The sequence below is a fragment of the Roseobacter sp. HKCCD6576-2 genome, assembly GCF_013179285.1.
Taxonomy (GTDB): Bacteria; Pseudomonadota; Alphaproteobacteria; order Rhodobacterales; family Rhodobacteraceae; genus Rhodophyticola; species Rhodophyticola oceani.
In genome coordinates, this window is sequence record NZ_WVNW01000002.1 from 1,030,882 (window position 1) to 1,055,253 (window position 24,372).

Annotated in this window: 24 protein-coding genes; 16 read left to right on the plus strand and 8 right to left on the minus strand. The window is 58.3% G+C overall.

Annotated elements, in window-relative coordinates:
• Positions 1-975: an ABC transporter permease gene (locus GTF44_RS12230; protein ID WP_145207935.1), complete on the minus strand. Its 975-nt coding sequence runs from the start codon at positions 973-975 to the stop codon at positions 1-3.
• Between the two features lie 426 nt (positions 976-1,401).
• On the opposite strand from GTF44_RS12230, the gene GTF44_RS12235 reads away from it, so the two are divergent.
• The 4 genes from GTF44_RS12235 (at position 1,402) to GTF44_RS12250 (ending at position 6,194) form a co-directional block, all read left to right on the plus strand.
• The gene (locus GTF44_RS12235) at positions 1,402-2,436 is read left to right on the plus strand and encodes an ABC transporter ATP-binding protein (RefSeq protein WP_171558768.1); all 1,035 of its coding nucleotides are present in this window, start codon (positions 1,402-1,404) and stop codon (positions 2,434-2,436) included.
• On the plus strand, positions 2,433-3,401 hold the full coding sequence (locus GTF44_RS12240) for an ABC transporter ATP-binding protein (RefSeq protein WP_145207931.1): 969 nt from the start codon (positions 2,433-2,435) through the stop codon (positions 3,399-3,401). Before GTF44_RS12235 ends, GTF44_RS12240 begins: the two co-directional genes overlap by 4 nt.
• 409 nt (positions 3,402-3,810) lie before the next feature.
• Positions 3,811-4,506, plus strand: coding sequence for a GntR family transcriptional regulator (locus GTF44_RS12245; protein ID WP_171558766.1), 696 nt, complete (start codon positions 3,811-3,813; stop codon positions 4,504-4,506).
• 134 nt (positions 4,507-4,640) lie between these two features.
• Complete coding sequence (locus GTF44_RS12250) at positions 4,641-6,194, plus strand: ABC transporter substrate-binding protein (RefSeq protein WP_171558765.1); 1,554 nt, start codon at positions 4,641-4,643, stop codon at positions 6,192-6,194.
• Between the two features lie 176 nt (positions 6,195-6,370).
• Here the strand turns inward: GTF44_RS12250 and GTF44_RS12255 are convergent, their stop codons facing one another.
• The 5 genes from GTF44_RS12255 to GTF44_RS12275 all read right to left on the minus strand — a co-directional run bounded on the left by GTF44_RS12255 (position 6,371) and on the right by GTF44_RS12275 (position 12,818).
• Positions 6,371-7,015, minus strand: coding sequence for a DUF3726 domain-containing protein (locus GTF44_RS12255; RefSeq protein ID WP_171558763.1), 645 nt, complete (start codon positions 7,013-7,015; stop codon positions 6,371-6,373).
• Entirely contained in the window at positions 7,012-8,703 is a 1,692-nt protein-coding gene (locus GTF44_RS12260) for a hypothetical protein (protein WP_171558761.1), read from the minus strand. Before GTF44_RS12260 ends, GTF44_RS12255 begins: the two co-directional genes overlap by 4 nt.
• 72 nt (positions 8,704-8,775) lie before the next feature.
• Positions 8,776-10,320: a BCCT family transporter gene (locus tag GTF44_RS12265; protein WP_171558760.1), complete on the minus strand. Its 1,545-nt coding sequence runs from the start codon at positions 10,318-10,320 to the stop codon at positions 8,776-8,778.
• Between the two features lie 75 nt (positions 10,321-10,395).
• The gene (locus GTF44_RS12270) at positions 10,396-11,367 is read right to left on the minus strand and encodes a membrane dipeptidase (RefSeq protein WP_171558758.1); all 972 of its coding nucleotides are present in this window, start codon (positions 11,365-11,367) and stop codon (positions 10,396-10,398) included.
• The gene (locus GTF44_RS12275) at positions 11,367-12,818 is read right to left on the minus strand and encodes an aldehyde dehydrogenase family protein (RefSeq protein ID WP_171558756.1); all 1,452 of its coding nucleotides are present in this window, start codon (positions 12,816-12,818) and stop codon (positions 11,367-11,369) included. Before GTF44_RS12275 ends, GTF44_RS12270 begins: the two co-directional genes overlap by 1 nt.
• A 100-nt stretch (positions 12,819-12,918) precedes the next feature.
• Here GTF44_RS12275 and GTF44_RS12280 point away from each other — a divergent pair, with 100 nt between their 5' ends.
• The 8 genes from GTF44_RS12280 to GTF44_RS12315 all read left to right on the plus strand — a co-directional run bounded on the left by GTF44_RS12280 (position 12,919) and on the right by GTF44_RS12315 (position 19,674).
• Positions 12,919-13,809, plus strand: coding sequence for a LysR family transcriptional regulator (locus GTF44_RS12280; RefSeq protein ID WP_171558755.1), 891 nt, complete (start codon positions 12,919-12,921; stop codon positions 13,807-13,809).
• A gap of 142 nt (positions 13,810-13,951) precedes the next feature.
• On the plus strand, positions 13,952-14,326 hold the full coding sequence (locus tag GTF44_RS12285; RefSeq protein WP_171558753.1) for a RidA family protein: 375 nt from the start codon (positions 13,952-13,954) through the stop codon (positions 14,324-14,326).
• 398 nt (positions 14,327-14,724) lie between these two features.
• Entirely contained in the window at positions 14,725-15,321 is a 597-nt protein-coding gene (locus GTF44_RS12290; protein WP_171559828.1) for an alpha-ketoglutarate-dependent dioxygenase AlkB, read from the plus strand.
• Between the two features lie 944 nt (positions 15,322-16,265).
• Positions 16,266-16,697: a cytochrome c gene (locus GTF44_RS12295; protein WP_171558752.1), complete on the plus strand. Its 432-nt coding sequence runs from the start codon at positions 16,266-16,268 to the stop codon at positions 16,695-16,697.
• A gap of 10 nt (positions 16,698-16,707) precedes the next feature.
• Positions 16,708-17,049 carry a copper resistance CopC family protein gene (locus GTF44_RS12300; protein ID WP_171558750.1) on the plus strand — a complete coding sequence of 114 codons (342 nt, stop codon included), beginning with the start codon at positions 16,708-16,710 and terminating at the stop codon, positions 17,047-17,049.
• 2 nt (positions 17,050-17,051) lie between these two features.
• Positions 17,052-17,918: a copper resistance D family protein gene (locus tag GTF44_RS12305; RefSeq protein WP_171558748.1), complete on the plus strand. Its 867-nt coding sequence runs from the start codon at positions 17,052-17,054 to the stop codon at positions 17,916-17,918.
• Between the two features lie 8 nt (positions 17,919-17,926).
• The gene (locus GTF44_RS12310; protein WP_171558747.1) at positions 17,927-19,246 is read left to right on the plus strand and encodes a multicopper oxidase family protein; all 1,320 of its coding nucleotides are present in this window, start codon (positions 17,927-17,929) and stop codon (positions 19,244-19,246) included.
• A complete protein-coding gene (locus GTF44_RS12315; protein ID WP_171558745.1) occupies positions 19,243-19,674 on the plus strand; it encodes a cytochrome c in 432 nt (143 codons plus the stop codon). The genes GTF44_RS12310 and GTF44_RS12315 overlap by 4 nt, the downstream gene beginning before the upstream one ends.
• Positions 19,675-19,999: 325 nt before the next feature.
• On the opposite strand, the gene GTF44_RS12320 is transcribed toward GTF44_RS12315, so the two are convergent.
• Both GTF44_RS12320 and GTF44_RS12325 read right to left on the minus strand, forming a co-directional pair.
• Positions 20,000-20,350, minus strand: a complete 351-nt coding sequence (locus GTF44_RS12320) for a copper-binding protein (protein ID WP_171558743.1) — start codon at positions 20,348-20,350, stop codon at positions 20,000-20,002.
• Positions 20,347-20,898, minus strand: a complete 552-nt coding sequence (locus GTF44_RS12325; protein WP_253261195.1) for a DUF4142 domain-containing protein — start codon at positions 20,896-20,898, stop codon at positions 20,347-20,349. Before GTF44_RS12325 ends, GTF44_RS12320 begins: the two co-directional genes overlap by 4 nt.
• A gap of 111 nt (positions 20,899-21,009) precedes the next feature.
• Between GTF44_RS12325 and GTF44_RS12330 the strand changes: the two genes are divergently transcribed.
• The 4 genes from GTF44_RS12330 to GTF44_RS12345 all read left to right on the plus strand — a co-directional run bounded on the left by GTF44_RS12330 (position 21,010) and on the right by GTF44_RS12345 (position 24,344).
• Positions 21,010-21,966, plus strand: coding sequence for an AraC family transcriptional regulator (locus tag GTF44_RS12330; protein WP_171558742.1), 957 nt, complete (start codon positions 21,010-21,012; stop codon positions 21,964-21,966).
• A 93-nt stretch (positions 21,967-22,059) separates the two neighbouring features.
• Positions 22,060-22,428 (plus strand): hypothetical protein, encoded by a 369-nt coding sequence (locus tag GTF44_RS12335; protein WP_171558740.1) that lies wholly within the window; start codon positions 22,060-22,062, stop codon positions 22,426-22,428.
• Positions 22,429-22,823: 395 nt separating this feature from the next.
• Positions 22,824-23,456, plus strand: coding sequence for a TetR/AcrR family transcriptional regulator (locus tag GTF44_RS12340; protein WP_171558738.1), 633 nt, complete (start codon positions 22,824-22,826; stop codon positions 23,454-23,456).
• 45 nt (positions 23,457-23,501) lie between these two features.
• Entirely contained in the window at positions 23,502-24,344 is an 843-nt protein-coding gene (locus GTF44_RS12345; protein ID WP_171558736.1) for a CPBP family glutamic-type intramembrane protease, read from the plus strand.
• Positions 24,345-24,372 lie beyond the last annotated feature (28 nt).

Here is a 24,372-nt window from a genome sequence, read left to right on the forward strand (position 1 = left end):
CTAGAGTTTCACGCGCGGATCAAGCCGCGCATAGATCAGATCGACGATCAGATTGAGGAGAATGAAAATCACCGCCAGCAAGATGACGGAGGCTTGCACCACCGGAATATCCCGCTGGTTGATCGCGTTGAACACCAAACGACCGATGCCGGGGTAAGAGAACACCGTTTCGACCACGACCACGCCGCCGAGCAGGAAGCCAAATTCCAGGCCGATCATGGTGACCACCGGCAACCAAGCGTTGCGCATCGCGTGATGGATCACCACGCGGCGCTCAGAGATGCCTTTGGAGCGTGCGGTGCGGACATAATCCTGCTGCAACACCTCCAACATGGACGAGCGGATCAGCCGCGCATTCCGGGCGAGCGTATAGGTACCCACCGCCAAGGCCGGCATGATCATATAGTACATCGACTGCGGTAGATTGCGGAACGCGGTCGCAAAATCGCCTTCAAACAACGGCTCCAAAAACGGCACATGGCCCGAGATCGGGAACCAGCGCAGGTAGAGGCCGAAGAACATGATCATCATGATCCCCATCCAGAAATTCGGGATCGATTGGCCCAGCATCGCAAAGGTCATGATGCCGCCATCAGCGGGCTTGCCGCGATTGAGCGCGGCATAGATGCCAAGCGGAATCGACAGGCCAATGGCCAAAACCAGGGAGAAAAACGTCAACTCGATCGTGGCGGGCATCGCCTCCATCACCACATCCATGGCGGGCTGGCGATAGCTGAGCGAATTGCCGAAATCCCCCTGTAGCGCGTTCCAGATATAGCTCAGGTATTGAATGTGCAGCGGCCGGTCGAAGCCAAGCGCGCGCCGCGCCGCCTCGATCTCTTCGGTGCTCGCGTTCTCAGACACGAACAGATAGGTCGGATCACCGCCAATCTGGAGTGAGATAAAGCTGATCAATGTGACGCCGATCAGCACAACAATGCTTTGCAAAAGGCGTCTTGCCAAAAATGTCCACATGCGGCGGCGCCCTCTAACAGTTCGGCAGGTTCATGGGAAAATCCGGCCGGCGGGCCGCGCCAACCGGCGGTGCAGGATGCTCAAAAGATCATCCATCTTGCTCGATTTGGGTCGTCGCATCGCCCCTCTCCCTGTCTTTTCCATCGACACCGCCTTGGGATGCTTGACAATCAATTCGATGTTCTCCCAAGGTAGGTTATAGATTGTCGACAGTAGAACAACCAAACCATGTGGCTCCCGATGCGTCAAGCATGCAAATCGAGAAAACGGGGACGGAACTGTCGAGTTTGGTACAGGCGGAGCGCCAAGGGGCACAGGTGATGAAAAAGGGTGCAGATCACATAAGAGACAGATCGGCGGCGGCAGCGCCAGGCCTCAATAGGTACGGCGACTGGACCACTGGCCTGCCACAAGGAAAGACACGCGATGCAGCCTGACGAAAGACAAGTCCCTTCCGCGACGCCATTGCTGGAGGTGCGAGACCTGCAAACCACGTTCGATCTGACCAAGACCTTATCTGTCCGGGCGGTGGATGGCGTGAGCTTTGAGGTGCATGCGGGCGAGACCCTGGCCATTGTTGGCGAAAGCGGATCGGGAAAATCGGTCACAAGCCTGTCGATCATGGGCCTTCTGCCCAAAGATGTGGGCCGTGTTTCTGGCGGCAGTATCAAGCTGAACGGGCGCGAGATCACCACGCTCAGCGATACCGAGATGCGCGAGATCCGCGGCAAAGAGATCGGCATGATCTTTCAGGAGCCGATGACCAGCCTGAACCCGGTTCACACCGTGGGCCAGCAGATCGCCGAAATGGTCATTCGGCACCAAAACCTGTCGAAAGCAAAGGCCCGCGCCCGCGCGATCGAGATGCTGGAGCTGGTCGGCATCCCCGAGCCGACGACCCGCGTTGACAACTATCCCCATGAGATGTCGGGTGGCATGCGCCAACGCGCGATGATCGCCATGGCGCTGGCCTGCGAGCCGCGGATTCTGATCGCTGATGAGCCGACCACCGCGCTGGATGTGACCATTCAGGCGCAGATGCTGGAGTTGATGCAGGACCTGCAACAGAAACTCGGCATGGCGATCATCTTCATCACCCACGATCTGGGCGTGGTGGCCGAGGTCGCGGACCGGGTCGTCGTTATGTATGCCGCGCAAGTGGTCGAAACCGGCGGGGTGGAGGACATTTTCCGCAACCCGCGCATGCCCTACACGGCGGGCCTGATGAACTCGATCCCGCGCCTTGGATCGTCGATCAACAAAACGCGGTTGGAGGCGATCCCGGGCACGGTCCCTGCCCTGACCAGCCTGCCCGAAGGCTGCCGCTTCCACCCGCGCTGCGCCTTTGCCACGGAGATTTGCAAGATGACCTCCCCGGTTTTGGAAAACGCCAGCGATGGCCACATGATCCGCTGCACCCGCTGGCGTGAGCTGAATTTGAGTGAAAGGCGCGCGTCATGACGATGCCACTCCTCCAAGTCGACAAGCTGCGCAAATACTTCCCGATTCATGGCGGCGTGCTGCAACGCGTGGTCAACAATGTGAAAGCTGTCGATGATGTCTCTTTTGACATCAACGCCGGCGAGGTCGTGGGCCTTGTCGGCGAAAGCGGGTCGGGCAAAACCACCGTCGGGCGCACAATCTTGCGGCTGGAACACGCCACCAGCGGCGAGGTGCGTTTTGGCGGCGCCGATGTGATGGGGCTGAACGCGTCCGAGATGCGGGCCTATCGCAAGCGGATGCAGATCATTTTCCAGGACCCTTATGCCAGCCTGAACCCCCGCGAGAAGGTGCGCGAGGTGCTGACCCACCCCTTGAAACTGCACAAAATCGGAGCCGCCTCGGAACATGAGGATCGCGCCGCCGCCTTGTTGGAAAAAGTCGGGCTGTCCCGCGATCACCTCGCCCGTTTCCCGCATGAGTTTTCCGGCGGGCAGCGCCAGCGGATCGGAATTGCCCGGGCGCTCGCTGTCGAGCCGGAGTTCATCGTTGCCGATGAACCGGTCTCGGCGCTGGACGTGTCGATCCAGGCCCAGGTGATCAACCTCTTGGAAGATCTGAAAAACGATCTCGATCTGACGATGTTGTTCATCGCCCATGATCTGGGCGTGGTGGAACATATCTGCGACCGGGTGATTGTGATGTATCTAGGTCGGGTGATGGAAATTGCCTCGGCGGCGGATCTCTACGCCCGGCCCAACCATCCCTACACCCAGGCTCTGCTGTCGGCCGTGCCGATCCCCGAACCGGGCAAACGCCGCTCCCGCACAGTGTTGAAGGGCGACATCCCAAGCCCGATCAACCCGCCATCGGGCTGCGTCTTCAGAACCCGCTGCCCGATGGCGACAGCTGAATGCGCAAAGGTCGTGCCGGAGTTGAAGTCCGTGGGTGACGGGCACGCGAGCGCGTGTATTCACACCACCTGACACAGACAGTCGAGGCAAGCCAAGGCCCCTGCAAGGTTCCCAAAGAATGACCGGGTGGCGCGTAAAACACCGCTGGTTGGACGCCGCAATACGGCTCACGACCCCCGGAAAACACCGCTTTGCGCTTTCTCAAGCGCGCTATTCCCCAAGAAAGCTTGACAACACGCGAAGTCGCGCTGCATTGTCCACTTATGGATTGTCGACATTACACAACATCAAACCTGCATGGCGACGATGCGACAAATGCCACGGGTTGTATCCAATCGACCTGCGCCTTGCCGATTGATGTTGCAAGATCGACGCCCCGCTCCTTTAAGTATCGCCACCTTCCTGTTGGGCGTCTTGTAGAGATGCCGTCCGCTCAGACACACCAACGGGCCGATAGTGATTTCCTAGGAGGAGCGACCTTATGACGACCGCAAAACCTGCCCTTGCCGACCCGATGCCCCATGACATTGCGCCAATCGAAAACGTGCCCCTGCGCGTTCAAGTGGCGGACCGATTGCGCAGCGCGATCTTGAGCGGGCGCTTGCGGCCCGGGACGGGTCTGGTTGAAACCGCCCTTGCCGAACAAATGAACGTCTCCCGCGCGCCGATCCGCGAGGCGATCCAGATTCTGGAGAATGACGGTCTGGTCGAAACCATTGCCTATAAGGGCAAGCGGGTGAAACCGTTGACCGCGCGCGAGGTGGCCGAAACCTATTCTCTGCGGGAAGTATTCGAGGTGATGGCGGTCCGTCGGATCTTGGAAAACGGCGCGCCCTTGGATTTGTTGCGCGAACACTGCGACGCGATGACCGCCGCAGCGGCGGCCGATGACTTTGAAGCGCTGGTTGCCGCCGACGAGGCCTTTCACCATGCCTTGATCGTTCTGGCCGATCATGACCTGCTCCTGGCTTCGTGGAAGAACCTCTATCTCCGCATTCACCAGATCATGGCGCTGCGCAACCGTGACGAACGCAATCTCGATGAGGTCGCGGGCAACCACCCCCCGATTGTGGACGCCCTGGCCGATGGCGACGCCGAGCGCGCCATAAAGCTGATCTCTGACCATACCCGCATTCTCGCCGCCTTTGACCCGGCGACCATTGTCGAAGCCTTGTAACCGCGAAGACCTGAAAAACGCGCTTGGCGCGGCTTGGATGGCTTCGAGGTTGCCGAAACCCGGACTGAAGAAACGTTGTTCAAAAAATAAAAGACAGTCCACCGAAGACCATCCAACAGGTGAAAGGAAAGCCAATGCCAAGACTACACCACTTGCTTGCAGCCGGTGCTGCCAGCGTCGCGCTGATGACGGGGGCCTATGCGCAGCCCGCTGATGACACGATTGTCGTCGGTCTGAGCGCGGATATCACAACACTCGACCCGGCCCCGATTTCTTCGCGCGACAACTCGAATATCGCGCGGCATATCTTCGGCACCCTCTTCACCATGGGCGGCGACGGCGTGGCCCGCCCTGACTTAGCCAATACGCTGGAGATCTCCGACGATGGGATGGCCTATGTCTACACGTTGAACGAGGGCCTGACCTGTCATGATGGGGAGGCATTGACGGCAGAAGATGCCGCCTATTCCTTCAACCGTGCCGCCGACCCGGAAAATGCCTTCACCGGCAACACCCCCGGCTTTGTGTTCAGCTCGATTGATTTCCAAAGTGCCGAGGCGCTGGACGATCTGCGGGTGCAAATCAACATCGGTGCGCCGAACCCCATCGCCTTTGGTCTGATCGCGGAGGTCTTCATCCACTGCATGGACAGCTATGAGGCGATGACCCTCGATGAGGCGTCGGGTAACCCGATTGGCTCCGGCCCCTATCGTCTGGCCGAATGGCGTCGCGGGTCCCAGGTTGTGCTTGAGGCTGTCGAGGGCGCCGATGTCGGTTTCGAGCGCATCATCTGGCGGTTCATTCCCGAAGCCTCCACCCGCTCCGCCGAGCTGATGGCTGGCAATGTGGATATTATCACCAATGTGGCGCCGGACCAGATGGATGTCATCAATGCCAGCGGTGCAGCCGAGGTGAACCCGATCCAGGGGACGCGGCGGATGTATGTCGGCTTCAATCTCAGCGACAGCATGGCAATGGAGCCCGGTGGCGATGCCATCCAAGACCCGGCGGTGCGCCGCGCCTTGCAATATGCGGTCAATGTGCCCGCGATCTGCAGCCAGTTGCTCAACTTCGAATGTGAGCGGATGACCGGTATCGTGAACCCGCCCAATGCGAACCAGAGCCTTGAGCCCTACCCCTATGATCCCGAGACCGCAGAGCGGCTTTTGGACGAAGCAGGCTGGCCGCGCGGTGACGATGGCACACGTTTCTCCATCGCTTTCCAAGCTGGCCAGGGGCGCTATCTGAACGACGCCAACGTCGTGCAGGCCATTGCACAATACCTCGAAGATGTGGGCCTGGATGTCGATCTGCAGATCATGGAATGGTCCAGTGTTTATATTCCGATCATCCGTGAACGGAACGCCGGTCCGCTCTACTTCATCGGATCTGGGGGTGCTCTGTGGAGCCCGCTCTACGACATGACCGATCTGGCCGCCGTCGATGCGGGCACGAACTACACCCATTGGGATGATCCGCGCTGGTTCGACCGTTGGGCCGACATCGCCGCGGCAGAGACCGAAGAAGAAACCCGTCAGATCGTCGATGAGATGCTGCAGGTCTTCTACGACGACGGTCCGTGGCTGCACCTCTACTTCCAGCCGGACTTCTACGGCGTCAGCAACCGGATCGACTGGACCCCGCGTCCGGACGAAAAAGTCTATCTGTTCGACGCCGGTCTGAACTGAGCAAGCGTTCTCCCTGTCGCTTGCGACGGATGGGTGTCAGGTCTTCGGACCTGGCACCTTTCTTCTTTTCAGGATCAAAGCAATCTGCTGTTTCGCCAAAGTCTGTATGCCTCAGGCGGGTGTTCACAAGGCGCGGTCCGCAATGACAGGCAACGTCCTCACGTCTCAGGCGTAGCTCAATCGTTATCGCTCAGCCCCGCTCCGGCCCCGCGCATCCGGCTTTCCTCGGTCGCAGGCGCAAAGGTACGATGGGCAAACCGGCTCAGCCTCGCCCAACTATCTGGCGAAACCTGGGCCCGCATCACCGGCTCTTTCGGCCCCAACATCTGCGCCGGTGCGGAGACCGTGACCAAGGTCGCATGGTCCGTCAAAAGCGCATCATCGCCCTGGACGCAGAGCTGATGGCCATCTGTGGTCAATCGCGCTCCGTCCCACGCTGCCGAGACCGGCTGTTTCAGGCGGAGCGCCGCGCCGCCCAGAAACGGCACCAAAAGCAGTGGATAGCTGACACTTTGGAGCTGGATTTGCCCCAAGGCCAGCAATCGGCCCGCACAATCGCTCAGCGAGGCACCCGAAATCAGCGGGCTCATCCGCCCGGCGGGTGCCGCCCAAACCCCATCGAGAGACATCGGTGAGACGTCGATCTCGGCGCGACGGTCGTTCAGTTCCAAGAGGTCCGCCAGAAGCTCCGGCCCTGGCAAACCAAAAGACGCCAGCCAGCGGGTTCCCTTCGCAGCCTCCTCGGCCAGCCCCCAGGACAGGCCTGAGCCTCGTGCTGCCCGCTTGCTCAATGCTTCGATTTCGTTGAGGGAGTGCGTCATGCCAGAACCTCCGTCTCAGGCGGATAGACCCAGAAATCCGCCGTGTCTGTTGTTAACTCATCGGGGTATGGGGCATTCCCATACATGCAAATCCGTACCCACCGATCCGAGCGCGGATCGAACTGCGTCGCCCCAAAAAACGCGAGCTTACAGCGCAACATATCGATGGGCAGAATGGTACTGCTGATCGTGTTATCTCGGATTTCGCCATAAGGTGCGCGACCCACGATCTGCACCCGCCGCACGGTGTGGCGGTGCCGGGGATGGCGCAACAGGAACTCGGCAATCTGCGTGTCATCCGGCCAATGGGTCAGCGCCTCGTATAACACGGCGGCATCCCGGCCCGGCGCCAGAGGTTGCTCATACTCCTCAATTGGCTCTTCGAAGCGTTCGCCGAGGCGCGGCTCCAGCTTCTCTTCCGACACATACCAGGCCCGGGCCTTGTTCTCGGGTATCGCCCAATCGGTCTCAATTGCCCAGCCGTAGATCTCGGCGATCAGAGCCCGGATCTCCCCGATGGTCGTCGCGCCTGCAATACGAAAACTGGCGCTGGTATCGGCGGCCATATCCTCGACCAAGGCGTCGACCTCAGCGTCATAGGGCTCGAGCATCAGCGAAGCCAGCCACTCCTGCCCTTCCAGCGTCAGATTGACCTCCGCCCAGCGAAACAGCGTGTCCCAAGGATCGTTGACCGAAAAATCATAATCGGCGAGATGGCCCTCCAACGCGGTCACATCCGCGCGCAACTGCGCCAACCTCTCCACCTGCACCGGATGCTCCGACTGCCAGTTCTGGATTGCGGCCTGGCTGCGACGCATCAGAGACCTGAACAGCGCAACCGCCTCGGCGCTGGCGGTCGGCATGTTGCGGACGATGCGGAGCGCCTCTTCCCGCGCGGTCACCCAGTTGTTGAACAACAGCGGGTGGTTCAGGAGAAAAGGCGCCATACCAAGGCCGGTGGAGTTGCCGATGCCCAGCGTCCGCGCGATTTCAGAATCCAGACATGCGGCGGTTTTGCCAGCCTGCTTTGCGCGCGTGTCGGCCATATGTTGCACCAAATCGCGTACGAACCAGCGGGTCAGAAAGACCGACAGCATTTCCACCTGAAACGGCGCGCGAAATTCAGGTCGCCCCGCGATCATCTCGCGATCTGCCGCGCCCAACTTGCCCGACCCGTAGACCGCAGTGGTGCGCATCAGATAGCCAACGGCGTTGATCTGGTCGACCGATGGCTGCGCCCCCGCCGCCAGCTGCGCAACCACATGGTCCCATAGGCGGACGGAGCGGTTGGCACGAGACACTGACAGTTCCCTGCTGGTGACACGACCGGCCTCCTGCAAGGGTATGTTTTTGGAGAGACGCTCAATATCGCCGACATCAGGAATACCGTCGAACAGGGTAAAGGTGGTGTCCCATGCTTCGGCGATCACCCGGTCAGAGCGGCTCTCAGGCGGCAAGTCATGGGCAAAGGCGACCAGGGAATATGATCGGTCGGGGCCGTGCGTGGTATAGACCGCGTGGCCAACGCCAAAATCGTCGATTTCAAACGCGGTGCGCTCAAAGCTCCAACCTTCGCGGGCCAGACGACGTGTCAGAACACGCATGAAGGACAAGCGCGACTGGTGAAAGCTGCCCAATCGGGCAAGACGCATGACGGTATCGGGGTGCCGGAGCGCGATGTCGTTCATAATAGACCTCTCGTGACGACGATGGACCGAGCCGCGCCCCAGACGCTCTACACATCCAGGGCGCGGCAGTTGTCAGAGTTCTTTCCCTTTCGCCAGCGTGATCCGCAGCGCATCCCAAAGCGATGGCAAAAGGATCAGCGACACTGGCACAGCGGTGACGACGATGAAGCTTTGCAGTTTGGAAATGCCGCCAGAGCCGACAGAGATCAGGATGATCGCCATGATCCCCATCACCACGCCCCAGAAGACGCGCACGGAGGTGGCGGGATTGTCGCCATCGCTCATCGTGGCCGCGATCACATAGCTCATCGAGTCGCCGGTTGTGGCCACGAAGATCGTGGTCAGGATCAGGAACAGGAGCGAGACCAGGAAGCCCATCGGCAGGTTGCCGGTGATCGCCAGAAGGGCTGCGGGCAGGTTGAAACCTTCGAACGCGGTGGAGATCGTGCCCGGTGCGTCCAGTTCCATCGCGATGCCGGTGCCGCCGATGATCGTGAACCAGAAATTGGTCACGATGGGCGCCACGATCGACAGCATCAGGATGATCGACCGGATCGAGCGGCCCCGTGAGACCCGCGCGATGAACATCGCCATCAGCGGGCCATAGCCCATGAACCAACCCCAGAAGAAGACCGTCCACCAGCCGAGCCAACCCGGATCGCCGAATACACCCGCCTCACCGCGATAAAGCGCCATCTGGAAGAAATTGCCCAGATAGGTGGCAAAGCCTTCGAAGAAGGACGCGAAGATGAACCCGGTTGGCCCTGCGATGAGCACAAAGAGCAACAGCGCCCCGGCCAAGAGGACATTGATCTTGGACAGGAACTGGATGCCACGCGACAAGCCGGTCATCGCCGAGATCGTGTAAAGCGCCGCCAGAGCGATGATCACGATTGCCTGGGTGATGAACGTATCCGACAGACCGAAGAGATCTGACAAGCCATAGCTGACCTGAAGGCCCAGAAACCCGATCGGTCCCACCGTACCCGCAACCACAGCGATGATGGCCGACGCATCCGCGATCACCCCGATGGGTCCGTTGATCGCACGGTCGCCAAAGACTGGATAAAGCAAAGTACGCGGGGCCAGTGGCATGCCCTTTTCATAGTGGTAGTGCATCAGCATCACGGTGCTGAGCGAGCCCAGGATCGCCCAGGCCAGAAAGCCCCAATGCATGAAGCTCTGCGCAATCGCGGGGTTGACCGCGTCGACCGTGGCGGCCTCGGCCCCGAAAAGCGGCGGAGAAGATAGGAAATGGGCAATCGGCTCCCCCGCGGCCCAGAACACGCCGCCGCCCGCCAGAAGGGTACACATGATCATTGAGCCCCACTGGAACGTGGTGAACTCGGGCGTGGCAAGCGCGCCCATAACCGCGCGGCTGCCGGGCAGGATGCACAGGACCAGACCGATCAGGAACGTGGCCAGCAGCAGCACCTGCCAATAGAGCCCGAAGTACCGGGCTGAGACCGCAAAGCCCCAGTCAACCGCGGCCGACAAGGCGTCGAGATTGATCAGAGCGAGCAGGCAAAAGGCGATGATGAATCCGCCCGAGACGGCCAGAAGGGGTATGTTGACCCCGGAGCCTTTGAGTTTATCGGTGATTGAGACGTCTGACATATTGTCCTCCCATGACATGCCATCTGCCGGGTGCTCCCTTCCGCGCGAAGTCTCGCCCGGACACCCGGACATTTCTTATCCAGGGGTGAAGTTTTCCTCGTAGAACCGGTACCAATTGCCCCCCATGATCCCGGCGACCTCAGCCTCGCTCAGGCCTGTTGCGCGCAGCCCCGCTTCGATGTTGCCGAAGTCGCGATTGTCGCGAAACCAATGTGGCATGGGCGGAAACCCGGGTGCGGCGGCGGAGCCTTCGCCGTAGTCGATCTCTTTGGTCCAGCGCCCCACACGCATCCACTCCACAATGCTGTCCGGCTGATCCTGGCAAAGATCAGTGCCGATCCCGAGATGTTCGGCGCCATAGGTCTCGGCCGTGCGCGCCACCATCTCGCAGAAGCTTTCAAGCGTGCAGTCGGATTTGTCTTTCAGGTGATGCGGATAGACCGAAAACCCCAACATCCCGCCGTTTTCCGTCACGGCGCGGATCACGTCAGGTTTCTTGTTGCGCAAGGCGGGTGCCCAGTCATACGGGTTGGCATGGGTGATCGCGATGGGGCGCTCCGAAATATCCGCCGCTTCGATGGTGGAGCGGTCGCCCGAATGGCTCATGTCGATCACCAGACCAACCCGGTTCATCTCTTTGATGACCTGGCGGCCCATCCGCGTGATGCCGCCATCTTCAGCCTCATAACAGCCCGTCGCGAGCAGAGACTGGTTGTTATAGGTCAGTTGCATGAAGCGCGCGCCGAGGTCGTGCAGGATTTCGACCAGACCGATGTCGTCCTCAATCGGCGACGGGTTCTGAAACCCGAAAAACACCGCCGTGCGCCCCGTGTCCCGCGCAATGTCGATATCGCTGGCCCATTTGCCCTTCATGATCAGATCGGGAAACTGCTCGAACCAGCGGTTCCATTTCTCGAAATTCAGGACCGTTTCGCGGAAGTTCTCATGATAGGCGACTGTGACATGGATCGCGTCCACGCCGCCTTCGCGGAGTTGCCGGAAGATCTTCTCCGACCAGTTCGCGTATTGCAGATTGTCGATCCGCATCAGACCGGCGCTCCGGCAGAGATATAGGCCGTCTTGACGGTGGTGTAGAACTCTGCCGCCGCCTTGCCCTGTTCGCGCGGCCCGTAGGAGCTGTCGCCCCGCCCGCCAAAGGGCACGTGGTAATCGGTGCCTGCGGTCGGCAGGTTCACGGTGACCACGCCCGTTCGCGCGTTCCGCCGGAAATGTGTGGCGCGGGCGAGGTTTTGGGTGACGATGCCGGAAGTCAGGCCGAAATGGGTGTCGTTGACCGTGGCCAGCGCCTCATCATAGCTGCCGACCTTGATGACGCTGGTCAGCGGCGCAAACATCTCTTCGCGATTGATGCGCATATCGTTGGTGGTGTTCAGGAACACGCCGGGGCTCATGTAGAAACCTTGATGTGGCATATCGAGCCTGACACCGCCGCAGGCCAGCTCGGCCCCTTCGGATTGGCCCAGGTCGACATAGGCGAGATTCTCGGTCAGCTGCTGTTCGCTGACAATCGGACCCATCTGCACGCCGTCCTCCAGCGCATGGCCGACCTTCATCGCCTGCGCGCCGACCACGAGCTTTTCGACAAAGGCGTCATGGATTCCGGCATGGACCACAAGACGCGAAGACGCCGTGCATTTCTGCCCGGACCCGCCAAAGGCGCCGCCAAGCGCAAGCGACACAGCCAGATCGAGATCGGCATCGTCCATCACCGCCAGCGCGTTCTTGGAGCCCATTTCGGCCTGGATCTTGGTGAAATTCTGCACCGCCGCCGCCGCGATCCCGCGCCCAACCGGCACCGAGCCGGTGAAGCTGATCGCGTTGATCTTGGGGCTTTCGACCAGCCGCTGGCCGATCGTCCGGCCTGCGCCCATGACCAGGCTGAACAGGCCTTTGGGGATGTCCTGACGGTTGATGATCTCGGTCAGCGCCACGGCGGAGGCCGGCGTGACATTGGCCGGTTTCCACACGACCGCATTGCCATAGCAGAGCGCCGGCGCGATTTTCCAAGACGCGGTGGCGGTGGGGAAGTTCCAGGGGCTGATGATTGCCACGGTGCCAACGGGTTCACGGCGGATATCCACTTCGACGCCGGCGCGTACGCTGTCCGCATTCTCGCCCAACTGGCGCAGACATTCGGCCGCGTAATAGGTGAAAAACTGCCCGGCCCGGTAAACCTCGCCTTTGCCCTCAGCGAGTGGCTTGCCCTCTTCCCGGCTCAGAAGCGTGCCAAGCTCTTCGGCCCGCGCCATCAACTCATTGCCGATCGACATCAAGACCGCCTGTTTGCGCTCCATCGCATAGCTGGCCCATTCGATCTGCGCCGCATGCGCCCGATCCAGGGTCGCCTCAAGCTGATCCCCGCTGGCCTGCGCGAAGACCCCGATGCAATCGCTCAGATCCGATGGGTTGATATTCTCAATCTCGCCCTCACCCGTCTGCCATTCGCCCGCAATCAGGTTTCGCTGTACCTCGGTCATGTCATATCGCCTCGCAAATGGTCTGGTTCGTCATCGTATTGACACTTGCCGGATCTTCACTCAAACTAAAATAAGTGAAACTAATTTCAGATATATTGAAATGGCGCTGAAGATCGAAATGTTCCGCTGCCTCTCCGCAGTCGCGCGTAGTGGCACCCTTCGCGACGGGGCGGATTTGCTATCCAAAACGCCTTCAGCCGTCTCGATGACTCTTAAGCAATTTGAAGAGCACCTTGGCCAGCCGCTGTTTGAGAAAGACCGCAAGAACAAACTGACCTCGGTCGGGGCTTATGTTCTGGAGCAAGCCGAACGCGAATTGCAGCATTTCGACATGACCGTCAAAGCGATCCAAGACTTTGCCCACGGTCGGCAGGGGCATGTCCGCTTGGCCGTGGTCCCATCTGTCGCAGGAACCGTGATGCCCCGCTTCTACGCGCAACACCTGCATGCCCTCGAGTCGATCCATTTAGAGGTGCGCGATATGGATTCGACCTCTGTCCTGCAGGAGCTTTTCTGGGGCCGGGTCGATATCGGCATCGCCACGAGCAGCGATACCGGCATGGGCCTAAGTAGCCTCCCCCTGATGACGGATCCGTTCGGCGTCGTGACCTCCCCCGACCACCCGCTTGCCACAGAGACATCCCCGGTGTCCTGGTCGGATCTACAATCCACCCGCCTGATCTCGAACAGCCTGTCGGCGGGAATTGCACATCCTGAGTCGAAAGACCTGCACCGGCGCGCCAATCTTTCGGCGCATAACTTAACCTCGATCCTTGCGATGGTCCGCGCCAATATCGGTGTGACGATCCTGCCCGAGATGGCCGTTTGGACCACACGGCCAGATGATCTGGTCTTTCGCCCCCTCGAAGACCCGGACGCAGTGCGGCAGATTCAAATCCTGCGCAAAGCCGGCGCGTCTCAATCCCCCGCCGAAACCCTGGTTGAGACGGGCATCATAGAGACTGTGCAAGAGATGACCCAATGCGGCTGAGCGGCTGTGCATGGCCTGAAGCGGGCTGGGCGGCATCCACAACTTCAGTAATTCTGAAATATACTCAATAGATTCGCATTTGCCTTAAAGAAACCGCTACGGGTAGAAGGCAGAAACAGCCCCTCACATATGGAATCCCAAAATGTCCCACACACTCACGAAAACCGGTGGATCGGCCAGGTTTTCGGCAATTGCCTCACATGGCGGACAAATCCACCTTGCCGGTCAGGTCTCGCAGCTAAAAGAGGCCGATATCGTCGCGCAATCTCATGACGTTTTTGCCAAGGTCGATGCCCTGCTGGCAGAGGCCGGGACGGACCGCAGTCATATCATCTCCGTCCAGGTCTGGCTGACCGATATGAGCGACTATGCTGGCTTCAATGACGCCTGGGACAGTTGGGTCAGTGGCATCGCCCCGCCGACACGTGTCTGTGTGGAAGCTCGCCTTGCGCAGCCGCATTACAAGCTCGAAGTGCTGGTGATCGCTGCGGCCCCCGCTGAGGCCCTGGCGAGCTAGGGCATAGCTCTTCGGGTTCGATTAGATCAGCAGCGGTCATGAGTAATGAGGATCAGCTCGGTTTCTCGGACCGCTGTTTATCTCGATATCTTGGCAGGCGGCAGAGCCATGACACTCACTTTGCCCTCTCAGGACTTCTCAGCGTCAATTCACTTTCGGTCAAGAAAACAGCACCTATGAACTCGTGATCCGATTTCTGGAGCGTTATACTACAGGACTCTGAACCGGGTGCCCAAACGCGATCTCGACCGTTAATCGCCCTTTTACCAAGGGTCCGTATTAGATGGACGAGACTGACAAGAAAGCCGCTTTCGGGGCGCCGGACACCTATTCTTCCGACCCCGATGACTATCCGGCCTGTTCATATCAGAAGCCGGCTTGAGAGGAGCCGGAAGTTGATGAGCACACAACCTTCGCAACGTTCGGTTTTTCAGCCTGATCTGCCCCAAGGCTTGAAGTACCTGCCTGATTTCATTTCGGCCGAAGAAGCCGACTATCTGGTGCGCAAGATTGATACGCAGCCGTGGTGTGATGATCTGAAACGGCGCGTTCAGCACTATGGGTTTCGGTATGACTACAAGGCGAGGCAAGCTCGAGCGGAAGATTATCTCGGTCCACTTCCCTCGTTCTTGCAAGGTCTAGCAGAGCGAATGACCCGTGCTGGTCATTTCGGTTTCGTCCCTGATCAGGCCATTGTGAATGAATACATGCCCGGTCAGGGCATATCTGCGCATGTGGATTGCAGGCCCTGTTTTGGTGATGTGATTGCGTCATTGAGCCTTCTGTCGTCTTGCGTGATGTGTCTGGAGAATACCAAAGTCAGTCAAAAAACTGACTTGGTCCTCGGGCCGAGTAGCTTGCTCATTCTCTCTGGCGAAGCGCGTCACCTCTGGACTCATGCCATTCCGGCGCGCAAAAGCGATATGGTGAACGACCAGAAGCAACCCCGATCCCGGCGATTGTCACTCACATTTCGCCAGATGCGTTTCAACTGAGTTTTCTGGTCTCCAATCAGTCCGCCCCTGATCAAGGCATATCTCTCCAAGCTATACCATGACACGTGGATTTCGGTCTTCTTAAAGTGGCCCCATAACACGGGTTCTGACAAACAAATCACTCGACGCGCCGCCGCTGACGACGACAAGGCGGTGCGAAGCACTCGATAAAAGCAAACGGCCCACACGGGCGTGCGTCGATCACAGCTGCTAAGGTGCTCTAAACGATAGTGCGCCCGAATGGTTCTCCCAGGCGCATCAACACCAGCCCTTACCCAGTGGCGTCCCTTGCCGATTCCGGACGCAAAGCAACGGAAAGCGCGTTGATTTCGAACTAGGCGAGATGACTAACGGGCCCATCGATTTGAGCGTCTTCAATCGAGTCACCGTTAGTCGGGCCGCTCGTCATCACATACAGTACCCGAGCCGTCGGCGACGGTGAAGTTGCCACCGCGTTAGCCGTGCACTATTCTACGAACATGCCGATGCTGCGACATATAACGTCAGCGTTTTTAGTTTCACTTCTGATCCTCATGAGCAGGTTCGTGGAGGCTGTGCATGCGTTGTCTGAAGACTGCATTAATGGACATTGTGATACCCACATGTCCATGACTGTGGAGGACCACCACCTAGGCCATGTTTCGGGGCAACCGACAGGCGGCCCCCCCCTTGAGCCTGGCGGATTTGAACACGATGGTTGTAATCCAGCCCTGTGCCACGTCCTGGTGCTGACGTCGCAGCATTCTTTTGCGACATGCGACCAATCTGAAGCCGATTTGGCTTGGCAGGTTTCAAGCCTATCCACGCTTGAAGAACCGAACAACCCGGACAGACCACCAAACCTCTGAAACAGTTTTTCGCCGCCGTTCGCACTTTTGAACGCGTTTCGGTGTGCCGCAACGAGTTTGCGGCTTTTCCCTGTTTCACAAGGTTAGGATCACCACATGAACCGAAAATACCTCCTAATGGGCGCATGCGCTGTGGCGGCCGCTGCCGCTTACATCTTACTACGCCCTGCCCCCGCCAACGATGTTGCCAATTCGGCACCGCCCGACGGCAGCGCCATGGTCGCAATCCAGATGCCACCAATCAACGGCAACGCCGCTATCGGGCAGCGCATATTTGAAAACGCTTGCGTTGCATGTCACGGCATCAACGCTGTTGGCGTTGAGGGTGCGGGGCCGCCGCTGATCCATGTTATCTATGAACCCGGCCACCATGCCGACGAATCCTTTCAGCGTGCTGTTGCGATGGGTGTCAGAAGCCATCACTGGCGGTTTGGCGACATGCCGCCGGTTGACGGTCTGACCCGCGGCGATGTCACTATGGTCATCGCCTATATCCGCGAAATTCAGCGCGCCAACGGAATTAACTGAGGAACACATAATGAAAAAACTCTTGACCCTCACGCTGATCTCGACACTTGCCACCAGTGCGTTTGCGCATTCCCGCGTGGACACCACAACACCTGAAAACGGGGCGGTGATTGCCGAGGTTCCCGCCGAAATCAGTTTCAACTTCGCTGCTGATATCCGTCTGACACGGGTGGACATGACCCATCAGGATCATCCCTCGGTCGGGCTCGATCTTGGAGACCAGACCAGCTTTGACCGGGTGTTCACCCTTCCGCTGCAAGGCATGGGTGAAGGCATCTATCGCATTGAATGGCGGGGCTTGGGTGAGGATGGGCACGCCATGCAGGGCGAGTTCACATTCACGGTGGACTGAGCATGCCGGACATCTGGGGAATAGCTGCAATCCTTACGAAGCTGATGCTCTATATCGGCGTTGCGGGATCAGTCGGGCTTATGATCATTCGGGTCGCCTTTGTCAGTCTGGTGTCGCCTCTCCGTGATAGGATTCGGGTACAGGCTGTTCTATTGGCAAGTTTGGCGCTTGCCGCATCTATCCTTGGTTTCATGCTACGGGGTGCCGCCCTGACGGGCGGGGCCGATGGTATGATCGATCCTGAAATGCTCGGCCTGTTGTGGCAAACGCCGGTCGGCGACGTTCTGGTCTATCGGATTGTCGGCACAGTTCTGATCATCATTGGACTATTCACGCCCCTTGTTGGTCAGTCGGTGGCACTTGCCGGCGGATTGATCGCCCTGTGGTCATTTGCTCAAATCGGACATGTCCCCGAGTTGGAGGCCACTGGTGTCCGCGTGCTCTTATTCTTGCACCTTCTGGGCATCGCATTCTGGATCGGCATCCTTGGCCCGCTTCGCGCTTTGTCACGACAACCAGAGAATTTGGCCAGCGCAGCCACCTTGGGGCATCGTTTTGGGCAAGCCGCTTCGGTGATTGTTCCCGCCCTGATCTTGGCGGGGCTGCTGATGGCTTGGCTGTTGTTGGGCGACTTCCGGGCACTGGTGGAAACCAGCTACGGGCAAGCCCTTCTGATCAAGCTGGTGCTTGTAGGCGCAGTCCTGACAATGGCAGCCGCCAACAAGCTCCGCTTCGTTCCCGCCATGCAGGCCGGGGACGGCAAAGCCGCGCGCCATCTGGTGCGTTCCGTCGAAATCGAAACTGCGGTCATTCTGGTGGTGCTTGCGGCAACCGCGACGCTCACTAGCGTTCTGACCCTCCCAAATTGAGGAATCCCATGAACAGGCGAGACTTCTTAATCACAACAAGCGCGGCGACTTTGTTCCCGCGCATTGCGGTTGCATCGACTCCGATTAAGTTGATTGCGCAGCCGGTCAATGCCCAGATCCTCCCCGAAGGCGAACCGGCGACTCCGATGCTCGGCTTCAACGGAGGCACTCCCGGTCCAGTGCTTCGCGCCAGTCGGGGCGACACCTTTGATATTCGGTTCCAGAACCGGATTGGTGAAGGCTCGGCCGTTCACTGGCACGGTCTGCGTATCGACAATGCGATGGATGGCGTGCCGGGAATGACCCAAGATGTTGTCGAAGCGGGCGGTGAGTTCGAATACCGTTTTCGCGCGCCCGACGCGGGAACATTCTGGTATCATTCGCACAACCGATCATGGGAGCAAGTCGCCAAAGGTCTTTACGGCCCGCTCATCGTTGATGAACAGACGCCACCCGATGTGGATCACGATCTGATCGTCATGATTGACGACTGGCGCCTGACCGAAAGCGGCGCACTCGCGGGTGATTTTGAGAACATGCATGATCAGGCGCATCAGGGGCGGCTTGGCAACTTTGCCCGCGCGCTTGTCGAACCGAACACGCCAGTCCGTCGCGGAGATCGCGTGCGCCTCCGGCTGATCAACGTCGCGACAGATCGGATTTTCCCGGTAGAGTTTGAAGGCATCGACGGCAAAGTGGTTGCCTTGGACGGCATGCCGCTTGTCAACCCACAGGAGTTGTCCGGCCTCATTCTCGCCCCGGCCCAACGCGCCGACATCATAACTGATGTTGCTTCAGCCACCCCAGTGAGCATTGTCTTCCCGACGCGAGACGGCCCATACCTGTTGGGCGAAATCCCGGTTGAGGGGACGAACACCGCGCGGCAACCAGGAGACATTCTGGTGTTACCGCCTAACGAGGTAGCGCAGCCCGATATGGACAACGCGATTTCTCTAACCCTCACCATGGAAGGCGGGGCCATGAGCCGCCGCATGATGCAAGGTATGATGGGTGGGGATATCTGGGCGTTCAACGGCCAATCCGGTCTAACGGATACCCCGCTTCACAGCTTTGAACGCGGGCAGACGGCACGCATTCGCCTGGTGAATGACACCCGTTTTCCACATGGCATCCATCTGCACGGGCATCATTTCTTTGAGGTCGGAGCCGACGACAATCTGGGCGCTTTACGGGACACCACACTTGTCGACGCGGGTGAGACCAGAGACATCGTTTGCGTATTCGATAACCCCGGCAGATGGCTGATACACTGTCACATGCTGGGCCATCAGGCGGCGGGTATGAAGACATGGGTGGAGGTTGCATGAACCGTGTCCTGATCCTTGCAGCATGTTGTCTCGCGACCGGTGCAATCGCCGATCACGAACTGGACGACCGCGATTTGACCAACGGTCAAACCCTCTATGCCGTGCAATGCGCGTCCTGCCATGGGGCCAACCTCGAAGGGCAACCCGATTGGCGCACGCCTGATGAAAACGGTGTTCTACCTGCACCGCCACATGATGAAACCGGGCACACATGGCACCACGACAATCAGCTTCTCTTCGAGTACACACGGCTCGGTGGAGAAGAGACATTGTCGGCGCGTGGCATCACGGGTTTTGCAAGCGGAATGCCGGGGTTTGGCGACGCACTCACCGACAAAGAGATTTGGGATATTCTGGCTTACATCCGATCAACTTGGCCCGAGCGGGTTCAGGAAATCCAAGCCGGTCGAAACCCACTGCACGACTAGCTTTGAAAGTATTTTGATCGCTTAGAACACCTCAGCGCAAGGCTTTCCAATGTATCTCGGATTGTCCCTGACGTGGCGTTTCCGGATCTCTTATCATGGTTCTGTGAAACAGAAACTCACCTCAAAGTTCACCGAAACCAGAAAGCCAAACCCAACCAAGCGGGAAGACTACGGTGACACAGTGATCCCCAGCTTGGTCCTTCGCGTGAACAAATCCGATCGACCAATACGCGGTGTCCGTCTTCAGATGATGGAGGTTCATATATCCGCTTTATTTGGAACACTAACTTCCCATCATTGAATGCATCGAAGTTCGGGGTCCGATTCAGTCCGTGACGATCTCGATCCGACCTTTCATATGCGGATGAAACACGCAGAAATAGGACGTTTCCATCCCTTCTGTGACGAGGATATCGCCTGCTTCGTTCTGCTCGAGAGTCTCTGTGTTCCAACTGAACTCATCCGCAGTTGCAGTATGAGGCGCGAGGTCCCGATTGATCCATCGTATCGTGTCTCCAATCCGTACCCGAACGACCTCCGGCTGAAACGCGAACGAGCTGATCTCGATCTCATATATCTCTGGCTGGTCAGCCGACGTGAGCGAAGGGATCAGAGCGACAGGAATAGCTGCCGCTCCTTTCAAAATCGCCCGTCGCGACAACACAGGCGATGTCACTGAAGTGCCTCAACCATCATCTCAGCGTGGCCTTCATGCGCCTGGAAGATTTCAAGGCCCTGGACGAACAATGCACGCACTTCGTCATTGTCGATGTTGGGGATCATCGTGTTCTCGACCAGGTCATTCACCGTCTGATGGTAGGCCAGTTCGTTTGCTGCATAGGCCGCGTCGAATTCAGCGCCACGAAGGGCAGACAGAGTATCGATTATCTCTTCGGCATTTGCGTTTAACGTCTGGCTGAATGCGTTGTCTTGCGCCGTCGCCCCCAGTCTTTCCAACAGGGCGAGTGCCGCTTCGTTGACAGCGGTGTGGTCGCGGATCATCGTGTTCGCAAATTCGTGGATGTCTGGGTTGTTCGACAAAGCAAGCGCCAGATGCGCATAGCGAATGTCGATATTGTCGGCAGTATAGGCGATATGTGCGTATTCGAGATCGCTCATATCGGCGACGTCTTGAGCTGAAGCTTGCACGCCAGTCAGCGCAATCGCGACGGCAAGTGTCGAAAGCATTTTTTTCATGGCCAGGGGCTCCTTGAGTGTTTTCATCTCATTTGAGTACCTCGGCGCACCTTTGGCCTTGAATGTCCCAGCGTCCCAAAAAACACGCAGATCGTTCACATATCTGTACAGACAGGCAGATCAGCATATGCTTGGGTCATGCTTGATCTATTGAGTGACATCCTGACAAACCTATCGATGCGTGGGACGCTCTATTTCCGCACATCTTTCACCAAACCCTGGGGCGTCGCTGTTCCTGCCTATGAGAATGTTGCCCGCTTCCACTTTGCCCATCGCGGTCAGTGCATGGTGCGGGTGGATGGAACGGAAGACCCGATTTCTCTCGCGCAAGGTGATTTGGTGATTATTCCCCACGGGGCGCCTCACTCACTTTATTGCGGACATGAGTCCGAACAGACAATCATGCCTCTGGATGCGGTCTTGCAAGCCTCTGGCTTCGATGGGTCGGGGGTCCTGGTTTATGGCGGGGAAGAACTGCAGAGCGAAACCCAGTTGATCTGTGGTCATTTCTCGTTCGACCCGCACGCTCAACACATTCTGATGGAGCGCCTGCCGCCGTACATCCATATCAAGAACTACGGCGAAAGTGCGGGTCGATGGATGGAAGCAAGCCTTCGAGTGATTGGCGAAGAAGCAGGTGGGCAAAAGATGGGCGGCGACTTGATCGCTTTAAAGATGTCAGAGACGATTTTTGCGCAGGCGATCCGCTCGTTCATTGAGGGGCAAGAAGCCGCGCAATGGGGCTTGGGCGCATTCTCGAACAAGAACCTGAGCAGAGCGCTGGATGCGTTTCATAAGGCACCAGCGAACCATTGGACTGTCGAGACACTTGCCAAAGCTGCGGGCATGTCTCGGACGAGTTTTGCTGTTGAGTTCCAGAAATTGATGGTGATGACACCCATAGAATATGTCACGAAATGGCGCATGGCCGTGGCCAAAAAGGTTCTTCTGGCGTCGGGCTCGTCACTTGCAGATGCGGCCGAAAGCGCGGGATACGCCTCGGACTCAGCCTTCACGCGCGCATTCAAGAAAGAGACGGGAAGAACGCCCGCAGAATTCAAGAGAGCAGAAATTGCCGCCCGTTCGAAAGTGTGAACGATCTGCATATTTTTGCGAACTTCAAGGCATGTTTCCGTAGGTCAGGGCGCCCTAATCTTATCCAGAGATCAACAGAAAGGATAAGATCCCATGTTTCCTCGCTTCATCACAAAATCGATCCACGCTTACCTCGACTATCCAGTTGCTATTGGGTTGCTTGCAATGCCGTTCCTGTTCGGTCTGGGCGCGGAAAATCCACTGGCTCTTTGGCTCTCTGTCATCACCGGTGCGGCGGCATTCGGGCTCACAGTCCTGACTGACCATCATCTGGGTCTGATCCGAGTGCTCCCTTACAGCTTGCATTTGGCCGTCGACGGCCTCGTAGGCATAGCTTTTGTTGCCGCCCCAATGGCCCTGGGATTCACTGGACTCGACTTCTGGTACTATATGGTTCTCGGGCTAACGGTTCTGACGGTTGTCGGAATGCACCAGCCCGACGAAAGCGCTACAGCTGCCTGAGCCATTAGGCACATGTTATGTGTCGCGCCACTTTGCGACCTATCAGCAAAAACGACAAAGCAGCCATTCGTCTAATGATTTCGGGTGGCCGCTTTGTCCCGCCAGAGCCGATCTGTGCGTTGATAAACTCTCGCTCTCGCAGTGAGGGTCCGGTTTGGCGCGCCGTACCACAGCACCAGGACACTTTGGTGAACGGCAGCTCTGGGCAGCATCAACCCAACTCAGTTTGCCAAAACCGACGAACCCCCAGCTTACTGGGCGCGAATTGATCGCGGCACAGCATCGAGTTCAAAAACGATTGAACCGTCGTCGGGCAGTTCTTGGCGGTGGTTTTTTTGCTTTGCCTTGACTGACTGACTCTCAGTCGATTAAATGGGGCGAAACGGAGACTCACCTTGGCACGCATAGTCAAAGCCCCAGAGGAACGGCGCGCAGAGATCGTCGAGACTGCGGATCGGCTGTTTCGAACACACGGATATGCGAAGTGTTCCGTTGAGATGATCATTCGCGAGATAGGCGTCGCGAAGGGGACGTTCTACTACTACTTCAAGTCGAAGCCAGACATCCTCGTCGCCATCGTAGACAAGACGCTCAGTCAAATCGTCGAGATGGCGAAAAACGTGGCAGACGAACCATCTCTATCCGCGATGCAGAAGATGGAGGTGCTCCTGGAAAACAGCCACATCGGCGATGATGACAGCCTGGAAGTCGCCGAGATGCTGCACCTTCCAGAGAACCGGGAACTTCACGAGCTCACCAACATTCAGATGGTTCTCCAACTGTCGCCAATCCTTGCCCGGATCGTAGAGCAAGGGAATGGAGAAGGGGTCTTCGATGTCGAGAGGCCCTTCGAGACGATCCAGTTTCTTTTCACCGGTGCTCAGTTCCTGACGGATGGCGACATGTTCGGGTTTAACGAAGCCGAACTCCGGGCACGGCGTCTGGTGATGCAGACAATCATAGAAAAAGCACTCGGCGCTGCGCCGGGAAGCTTTGCCTTCATGAACCCCATTCGGGCCGTGGAGTAGAAGCATGAGCAGGGAAACACATCTCAACCTTTGGTGGATCGTCCCATGGCAGATATTGCTGCTCCAACGCGGACCTTTCAGGTCCCATCCTACGCTGTTCTAGATTTTCTTCTTCTGACATTTGCCATCACTTGGGGCATCATAGGTATGTACATTGTGGCGCCCGACTGGTCGTCATCGACCTTCGGAGAGATCAGCGGGTCGCATCCGTTTTTCTTTCTCGCGACTTGGGCACCGGCGATCTCAGCTTTTGTGCTGGTGCTTTACTTCGGGGGTGCCCGAGGACTCAAAGCCTTCCTCTCCCGGCTCCTAATGTGGCGATTGTCTTCGCTCTGGGTGGTCTTCATCCTGATTGGCGTTCCTATCGTCTTTATGATTGGGTCGTCACTCAAGTCGGGCTCACTCCTTGCGCCCATTCCTCCCGAAGGTGTCGGCGCGATGATCGCCATCACATTTATGATGCTCTTCCTGGGCCCGATTGAAGAGTTCGGCTGGCGCGGTGTGGCTCAGCCCATCCTGCAACGGCATGTCGCGCCACTCTGGGCGGGGATGATCTTAGGGACCATCTGGGGCATTTGGTACCTTCCGGCTTTCTTCCTTTCGGGCACGGTTTTTGCGGGCTGGAACTTCTTCCCGTTCCTTCTCGGCAACATCACGCTGGCCGTCCTCGTGACACCCATCTTCAACTCGGGGAGGGGCAGCCTTTTCTGGCCGATGCTGTTCCACTGGCAATTGATCCTTCCGATCTGGCCGGATGCACAGCCTTACGACACTTGGATCCTTCTCGTCGTGGCAGCTGCGGTTGTCTGGTGGAACCGTGAGACCATGCTGTCTCGGAGAAGCGAGGTGACCGAGGTCATCCCCGGAGCCGGGAGGGCAGGCCACTGACATCTCTCTTTCGCACAATTGTGGTTGT